The sequence below is a fragment of the Bradyrhizobium sp. Mp27 genome (genome assembly GCF_029953005.1).
Classification (GTDB): Bacteria; Pseudomonadota; Alphaproteobacteria; order Rhizobiales; family Xanthobacteraceae; genus Bradyrhizobium; species Bradyrhizobium barranii.
The window spans coordinates 170,205-177,843 of record NZ_JASAUS010000006.1; the positions used below are offsets into that span (position 1 = coordinate 170,205).

General features: G+C 64.1%; 7 protein-coding genes and 2 pseudogenes. 2 read left to right on the forward strand and 7 right to left on the reverse strand.

Annotated features, from left to right (window positions below):
* Window positions 1-32 precede the first annotated feature (32 nt).
* From QJT78_RS06705 to QJT78_RS06715, 3 genes are read right to left on the reverse strand one after another with little or no spacing between them, the layout of a single operon-like run.
* Window positions 33-1,079, reverse strand: coding sequence for a DNA polymerase III subunit delta' (locus QJT78_RS06705; protein ID WP_028147524.1), 1,047 nt, complete (start codon window positions 1,077-1,079; stop codon window positions 33-35).
* Complete coding sequence (gene tmk / locus QJT78_RS06710) at window positions 1,076-1,762, reverse strand: dTMP kinase (RefSeq protein WP_028147523.1); 687 nt, start codon at window positions 1,760-1,762, stop codon at window positions 1,076-1,078. Before tmk ends, QJT78_RS06705 begins: the two co-directional genes overlap by 4 nt.
* A gap of 2 nt (window positions 1,763-1,764) precedes the next feature.
* Entirely contained in the window at window positions 1,765-3,027 is a 1,263-nt protein-coding gene (locus QJT78_RS06715; RefSeq protein ID WP_028147522.1) for a D-alanyl-D-alanine carboxypeptidase family protein, read from the reverse strand.
* Between the two features lie 152 nt (window positions 3,028-3,179).
* On the opposite strand from QJT78_RS06715, the pseudogene QJT78_RS06720 reads away from it, so the two are divergent.
* Window positions 3,180-4,135 (forward strand): annotated as a pseudogene (locus QJT78_RS06720) (alpha/beta hydrolase).
* Here the strand turns inward: QJT78_RS06720 and QJT78_RS06725 are convergent.
* From QJT78_RS06725 to QJT78_RS06740, 4 genes and pseudogenes are all read right to left on the reverse strand, one after another.
* Window positions 4,132-4,659 (reverse strand): GNAT family N-acetyltransferase, encoded by a 528-nt coding sequence (locus QJT78_RS06725; RefSeq protein ID WP_240537559.1) that lies wholly within the window; start codon window positions 4,657-4,659, stop codon window positions 4,132-4,134. The pseudogene QJT78_RS06720 and the gene QJT78_RS06725 overlap by 4 nt on opposite strands.
* Window positions 4,660-4,669: 10 nt before the next feature.
* Window positions 4,670-5,218 (reverse strand): tail fiber protein, encoded by a 549-nt coding sequence (locus tag QJT78_RS06730; RefSeq protein WP_028147519.1) that lies wholly within the window; start codon window positions 5,216-5,218, stop codon window positions 4,670-4,672.
* A gap of 365 nt (window positions 5,219-5,583) precedes the next feature.
* Window positions 5,584-5,760 (reverse strand): annotated as a pseudogene (locus QJT78_RS06735) (tail fiber protein); the annotation flags it as partial.
* A gap of 110 nt (window positions 5,761-5,870) precedes the next feature.
* On the reverse strand, window positions 5,871-6,416 hold the full coding sequence (locus tag QJT78_RS06740) for a tail fiber protein (protein ID WP_028147517.1): 546 nt from the start codon (window positions 6,414-6,416) through the stop codon (window positions 5,871-5,873).
* A gap of 380 nt (window positions 6,417-6,796) precedes the next feature.
* Here QJT78_RS06740 and QJT78_RS06745 point away from each other — a divergent pair, with 380 nt between their 5' ends.
* The gene (locus QJT78_RS06745) at window positions 6,797-7,579 is read left to right on the forward strand and encodes an IPT/TIG domain-containing protein (RefSeq protein WP_281460198.1); all 783 of its coding nucleotides are present in this window, start codon (window positions 6,797-6,799) and stop codon (window positions 7,577-7,579) included.
* Window positions 7,580-7,639 lie beyond the last annotated feature (60 nt).

Below are 7,639 nucleotides of genomic sequence, written 5' to 3' on the forward strand. Positions count from 1 at the left end.
CGGCTTCTAAAAATTTGGAAACGGACCTGCGCCTAGCGCGTTGCGTCCGCCAGCCAGCCGAACACCGAGAAAACCAAGGGCTTTCGCTCCAGATTGTAGGTTTCGGTGTCGCGCGCGGCGCGGACGATCTTTTCCCATACCTCAGCTAGGCGCGCAAGGCGCGGCAGATTCTGGTTGGCATTGGCCTCGTCGGAGTGCAGGCGTTCCGCGATCCAGCGATCGATACCGTCGATGAAGGCCGCCAGCGCGACGCGGTCACTGGTGCCGAGCGAATCGCCGAGCGTGTGCAATTCGCGCGGATCGACCTGTGGCAGGCGCGCGAGCAGCGCCGCCGTGCGCTGCTGCAGCTTCAGGGCATCGCCGCCGAGCAGCGTCAGCGCCCGCGCGACGCTGCCCTCGGAGGCCTCCGCGGCCTCGCGCAGCGCCGGATCGCTCGGATCGAGGTCAGCCGTCGAAGCTGCGGCGCCGATCACATCATCCGTGCCGAGCGGGCGCAGGCGCAGCTTGCGGCAGCGCGACTGGATCGTGGCGAGCACGCGCGCCGGTGCGTGGCTGACCAGGAGGAACAGCGACTGCTGCGGCGGTTCCTCGAGGATTTTCAGCAGCGCGTTGGCGGCATTCGGGTTGAGCTCGTCGACGGTGTCGACGATGCAGACGCGCCAGCCCTCTGCCGCGGCAGTCGAGCCGAAAAAACCGATCGTCTCCCGCGTCTCGTCCACGGTGATCACGGTGCGCATCACGCCGCGATCGTTGGCGGTGCGTTCCAGCGTCAACAGCCCGCCATGCGAGCTGGCCGCAACCTGCCGCGCCACGGCGTTATCAGGATCGATCGCGAGGGTCTGGGCTTGCTGCACGGACGGCGCCAGCGGCTGGCCGTTGGAAAGCACGAAGCGCGCCATGCGATAGGCCAGCGTCGCCTTGCCGATCCCCTGCGGCCCGCCGATCAGCCAGGCATGCGGGATGCGCCCGCTGCGATAGGCCGCGAGCAGCGCCGTCTCGGCCTCGCGATGGCCGAACAGAAGGCTCGTCTCGCGCGGATGCGGAATGGCGGTTTCGCGTTCGGCCTGGCGCGGGCTCATAGGGAAACCACCGATGCAGGGGTTGGGAGAAGACGGTCGCGCAGCGCCGTCCAGACTCGTCCAGCAACCGTGTCGGGATCGGAATTGGCATCGATCAGGACGCAACGGCCGGGATCGTCCTCGGCGATCTTGCGATAGGCCTCGCGCAGGCCCTGGTGGAAGCTGAGCTGCTCGCCCTCGAACCTGTCAGGTGTGCCGCTACCACGACGCACGGCGGCGCGCTGCAATCCAATCTCGACCGGCAAATCGAGGATGAGGGTGAGGTCCGGCTTGAGATTGCCGATCGTGACCCGCTGCATCGCGTTGATCAGGCCCATCGGCACGCGGCCGAGGCTGCCTTGATACGCCCGCGTCGAGTCGGCGAAGCGGTCGCACAGCACCCAGGCGCCCCGATTGAGCGCAGGCTGGATCACGGTGCGGACATGATCGTCGCGAGCGGCCGCGAACAGCAGCGTCTCGGCTTCGGGCCCGAGCAGCTTGCCCATCCCCGACAGCACCAGGTGACGCATGATCTCGGCACCCGGCGAGCCGCCGGGCTCGCGCGTGACGAGGGTGCGCATCCTGGCCGCAGTGAGGCGGTCGGCGAGCTTCTTGATCTGGGTCGACTTGCCGGTGCCCTCGCCGCCTTCAAAGGTGATGAAGCGTCCGCGTCCGGACGGTCGCTGTGCTGCGCTCTCACTCATGATCAGAGCTTCTCGGCGCCCGCGCGGAACATGCCGATCACGAGCTCGCTGGCACCGTCGATCGCGCGGCGCATGGTCGAGCCGGTGCCGATCGCTTCGGCGGCATAGACGGGCGTCTCCACCGCGATATTGCCGCTGCGCCAGACCTTGACCACGCCGACCTTCTGGCCGGCTTCGATCGGCGCGCGCACCGGTCCGCTATAGACGATGCGCGCAATCAGCTTGTCGCTGCCGTTCTTGTGCACCATCACCTTGACGGGCGTCTTGGCGACGAGCTTGACCGAGCGGCTCTCGCCGCCAAACACTTTTGCGTAGCCAACCTGCTGGTCGGCCGCGATCAGGGTGCGGGTCTCGAAATTGCGAAAGCCCCATTCCAGCATCTTCTTGGCTTCGGTGGCGCGATCCTCAGGATCTTCCAGGCCATTGACGACCACGATCAGCCGCGTGCCGTTCTGCACGGCCGAGCCGACCATGCCGTAGCCGCCTTCCTTGGTGTAGCCGGTCTTCAGACCGTCGGCGCCTTCCATCGAATTGAGCAGAGGATTGCGGTTCGGCTGGCGGATCTTGTTCCAGGTGTACTCCTTCTCGCCGAACAGTTTGTAGAATTCGGGGAAGTCGAGAATGATGTGGCGCGCGAGGATGCCGAGCTCGCGCACCGTCATCTTGTTGCCGGGATCGGGCAGGCCGTTGGAATTGCCGAAGGTCGACTTCGTTATGCCGAGCTCGCGGGCACGCTTGGTCATGAAGTCGGCGGCAAAGATCTTCTCATTGCCGGCAATGCCCTCGGCCAGCGCGATGCAGGCGTCATTGCCGCTCTGGATGATCGCACCATGCAGGAGGTCATCGACCGAAACCTTGCTGTTGATGGCGGCGAACATGGTCGAGCCGCCCGAGGGCGCCCCGCCCTTGCGCCAGGCGTTCTCGCTGATCCGGTACTCGTCGGTCGGCTTGATGTCGCCCTTCTTGATGGCATTGAAGACGACTTCCGCCGTCATCAGCTTCATCATGCTGGAGGGCGCGCGCAGCTCGTCGGCGTTCTTCTCGAACAGCACGCTGCCGCTGGAGGCCTCGATCAGGATCGCGGTGGGGGCGTCGCCATCGAAGCCGGAATCCTCGGCTTTCTTGGCACCCTGGATGCTCTGGTTGGCGGCGTAGAGGGCCCCGCCCCAGCCGATGCCCGCCACCAGAACCGCCGCGATCAGCCCGCGCGCCAGCGCACCGGCGGAGAACCGGGTGCGACCGAGCGGAAAAAGACGAAATGCCATGGCGAAGCCCTGAGAGCGGCGTTCTAACAGCAGGAACCGGTGCGAACAACACGGGGCTGGCCGCCGAACCCGAGATTGCACGATTCTCGGCGCGCCCCTATCGTGGCACCTGATATTTCCCGACCAAACCCCTGAAACAAGGCGGAAAAGCGATGTTGTCCACCCGCGTGATCAAGGCCAACGGGATCGACCTGTTCATCCGCGAGGCCGGCCAGGGTCCGCTGGTGGTGCTGTGCCACGGCTGGCCCGAGCTATCCTACTCCTGGCGCCACCAGATCCCGGCGCTGGCGGACGCCGGTTTCCACGTCGTTGCCCCCGACATGCGCGGCTACGGCCAGAGCGCGGCGCCGGCGGACGTCGCCGCCTACTCGATCTTCGACACGGTCGGCGACGTCGTTGGCCTCGTGCACGCGCTCGGCGAGAGCAAGGCGATGGTGGTCGGCCACGACTGGGGCGCGCCGGTCGCCTGGCATGCGGCGTTGTTCCGGCCCGACATCTTCACGGCGGTGGCGGGCCTGAGCGTGCCGCCGCCATTCCGCGGCCGCGGCAAGCCGCTCGATCTGCCGCGCCAGGGCGGCGTCACCAATTTCTACTGGCAGTATTTCCAGACACCCGGCGTCGCCGAGGCCGAGTTCGAGCGTGACATCGCCCGCACCATGCGCATCGTGCTCGGCGGGCGCGGCCTTGCCGATCCCAGCGCCGCGATGTTCGTCCAGGAGGGCAAGGGCTTTCTCGGTCACGCGCTCGCCGAGGAGCCGCTGCCCAACTGGCTCAGCGAGGCTGACCTCGCCTATTTCACCGAAAGTTTCCGCAAGTCCGGCTTCCGCGGCGGGCTGAACTGGTATCGCAACCTCGACCGCAACTGGGAGCTGACGGCGCCCTGGCAGGACGCGCAGATCCATCAGCCATCGCTCTTCATTGCCGTTCGAAAGACGCCGTCATCACCGGCCTGATCGGCGCCAAGCGCGTCAACGAGCTCGAGCGCGTGCTGCCCAATCTGACGCGGAAGCTGATCATCGAGGGCGCCGGCCATTGGGTCCAGCAGGAGCGGTCCGACGAGGTCAATGCTGCGCTGCTGAAGTTCCTGCGCGAGGCGACTGTGCGTTAGCCGAGATCCTTTTTCATCGCGATATGGGCGGCGCCCGCCTGCCCGGTCTCGGCAAATCCTCGCCGCAGGTAAAGCCTGTGCGCGGCCGGATTGTCCGCGAGCACCGAGAGCGTCAGCGCGCCGACACCCTGCTGCCGTGCGCTCGCTTCGAAAGCGTCGAGGATCTTCGTGCCTGCGCCGCGACCGCAATCGGCCGGCAGCAGCGCGATGTCGATGATGTGCCAGTGCTCGCTTTCGCAATGAAGCAGCAGCCGGCCGATCGCGTTCCCGTCCTGTGTGACGATCAGCGAGATCGCCCCCGGAAACTGCGCGGCATAGCCGGCCGCCTGGCTGCGGAACTGTTGCGCGATGATCTGGCCGACGATCGGCCCGGACAATCCGGTCGCGGTGAATTGCCCTGTCCGCACCTCCTCGAAGAGACGCCGGATGAACGGCTCGTCGATCGGGCTTCCGGGCCGAAGCCGAAGGGCCGGATCGTCCGGGACGATGTCGAGCGGCGCGCCGTCGATCATGACATCGCGCACTCAAGATCGTTCAGGAGCTGCCGAAAGCCGGAAAGATTCCCGCATAGGCGATACACCAGACGATCGCCTGGGTCGGCTGCATGTTGTCGTGCGGCAGGTTCTGCCCGGTGAGTGTGACGGCGCTTGGCACCAAGGTGAGACTGCCGGGTGGCGCCGTGAAGCCGGTGAAGTTCGGGTCGATCGCAACCGTGGTCCCCGCCGCCCCGGGACCTGCCGTAGCGCCTGTCGCACCCTTGTTGCCGAGTTGCAGGGCGTGCGTGTGCCTCGCCATGTTGTCGCCGATCAGCGTCACCGTCGAACTGCCGACGGTCTCGCCGACGACATAATTTTGCAATCCCGGACCTTGCCCCTGGCCGATCGCGACCGAACCGTTCAGGTTCGGCAAGGCGAAATTGGTCGTGCCATTGCCGCCGTAATAGGTACCGATGAGTGCAAATAACGCACTGTAACCCTGAATTGGCAGGAGCTGGCCGCCGCACGGCAGCCAGGCGCTGTTGAAGCCGCCGACCGCAAAAGGAAACGTAAAAGCCTGGATTTCTCCGACGAACGGATCTGACATGTTGTCTTTCCTTGAGACTGAATACGGATGCGTGCGCAGCCTAAGCAAATGCAGTAATTGGCAACCACGCTCGGCATCATGTTGTTGTGCCCGATGCTGTTGCCCGAAGTGGCGACGCAGGGGGCCATCGTGGAGTACGTCCCGGCGTTTGCAATCGGTGCGTAGAGTTCACCTGCTGACGCCGTGGCAAGATGGAGGGTCGGCCCGGGCGTTACATCCGTTGCCGTCGCGGTCGAGGACATCAGCGCATGACTGTGGGTCGGCATTTCGGCTTCGATCAGGGTGTGGTTCTCCTCACCCCCGGGCTGGCCCAGCGTATAGTTCGGAAGGCCTGTCCCCTGTCCCTGTCCGATCGGCACACGGCCGCGTAGATCGGGAAGGTTGAACGTGTTGACGCCATCGCCGCCATAGGTGGTGCCGATCACGGCGTAAAGCGTCTCAAACTGGGCAATCGAGACCGACTGTCCATTGCAGGCGAACCAGCCGTCCGGCACCCGCGGAAAGCCAAACAACCTGATCTCGCCGAGAAACGGATCTGCCATCGCATATGATCCTTTGGTGTGCGCCCGTTCCGATCCGATCGGCGAATGCGCGAATGTGGGAAAACTGAAGTGGACGGATTACGTTTGCGAAAATGCGGCCGTGCAGCCGCTCAGCTTCGCGACGGGAAAATCCCCTGCGTCGCGATCAGATAGCTGATCGTGAGATAGGGCTGCATGTTGTTATGCGGCTGGTTGCCGCCTTCGTTCACCAGATTGGTGGCGGTCGCCAATGGCGTGTCGCCGCTCCCGGCCGTGGCAAAAATCTTCGTCGGATTGGTCGCCGGCAGCGAGTTTGTCGCGAAGACGTTGCCTGTGGGAGGGACGGCCCCGCGTCCGCCTCCTCCAACCGCTGCGGACACTTGAATGAGATGATTGTGGGCCGGGAGCTGCTGCGCATTGAGGCTGGCCATATACGATCCGCCGGTCATGCCCACGGGATATTGGCCGGCGCCACTCGAGCCGAGGATCGAGCGACCGCGGAGATCCGGGAGTCCAAACGTCGTCACTCCATTCCCGCCATAATAGGTGCCGAGCAGCGAGAACAGCGCGGCATTTTGCTGGATGGCCAGCAGCGCACCGTTACACAGCGCCCAACCTCTGGGAATCACTGCGCCCGCAAAAGGCATGATTTGTCCGAGAACCGGCTGTAACGGCATGACCCCTCCCCCAAAAATCTAACGACCCGTCGCGTGATGATGCAAACCACGACGGCAGCACTTAAATTAAAGAATGAATTTATTACGGCCCACTCGCCGAGATTGTTGAACAGCCAGCGTCGACAGTCAAGCGCAAGCGCAACCATAAATTGACACGTCAAGCGTTTCCGTCGATTGCCATCAAAGCACGCTTTTGTTGCCGCTATGCAACGGTTCGCCGGAAAGTAGTGCCCGCGATTTGGTTTCGGCCGTTTGGCTGGCTCGCTCGCTTGCGTTGCGCACCGCGTCCCGTCAAATGCACGCAACGATATAGGCGAATTATTTCACAATCAGGGATTTTAGGCGGATGCTCTATCGAGAGCCGCCGCCAAGGGGGGCCGGTGAGTCACGCAATTGCGGTGGCCATTCCAGAGAAAGTCGGGGAATTGGCGGTCCCGACACGCGATGGTGAAGCTAAGCCTTCGCGGCTATTGCGCTCTCTCTGGCGCGCGGCTCAACGCATCTGCATCGCGGCCGTCGTGATGCTCGGCGCGATGGCAGCGGCGAATGCGGCTTGCGATCAAACGACGGATTCGACGTCGGGCGTGACCATCAACTTCACGTCGGTCGGTCAGATCTATCGCCTGTGTTTGACCGTTGGCGCCGCCGCGGCCGACGACTCGGTTGTATACGGCGTCTATTCCGTCGCGGGCACAGACGCCTTTTACAATGCACCGATCGCAAATTCGAGCGGCCATTCGGGCAGCCCACTGCTCACAGCGGCCGATTATAGTCCGACCACGTCAAAGGCAACTTACACATTTCATCCAACCAACCCGAACCAAAACGGTCAATCCGCGAAGGCTGGCCAAGCCGAGATCGATATTACGCTGAACAGCAAGACAGGTGGCGGACAGGACTCGATCACCCTGTATTACACGCCGGGCTGCAGCGATTTCAACGTGGGCTGCTCCGGCAGTTCGATCGCGAACACCCCTTACACGTTCACGATCAATCTACCCAGCCCCACGGTGACGTCGATTTCACCGACGACCGGGCCGCTCGCCGGCGGCACTTCGGTGGTGATCACGGGCACCAACTTCACCGGGACGACCGGCGCAGCCGGCGTCAAGAGAGCTGGCCCCGCAAATTCGGACAGTAGCTTGAGTGGATTTTCTGCCTGACAGCGGCGAGGATTCTTGCTGCGAATCAGGAGCGAAGATGACGAAGAAGAGCCGCCGGAC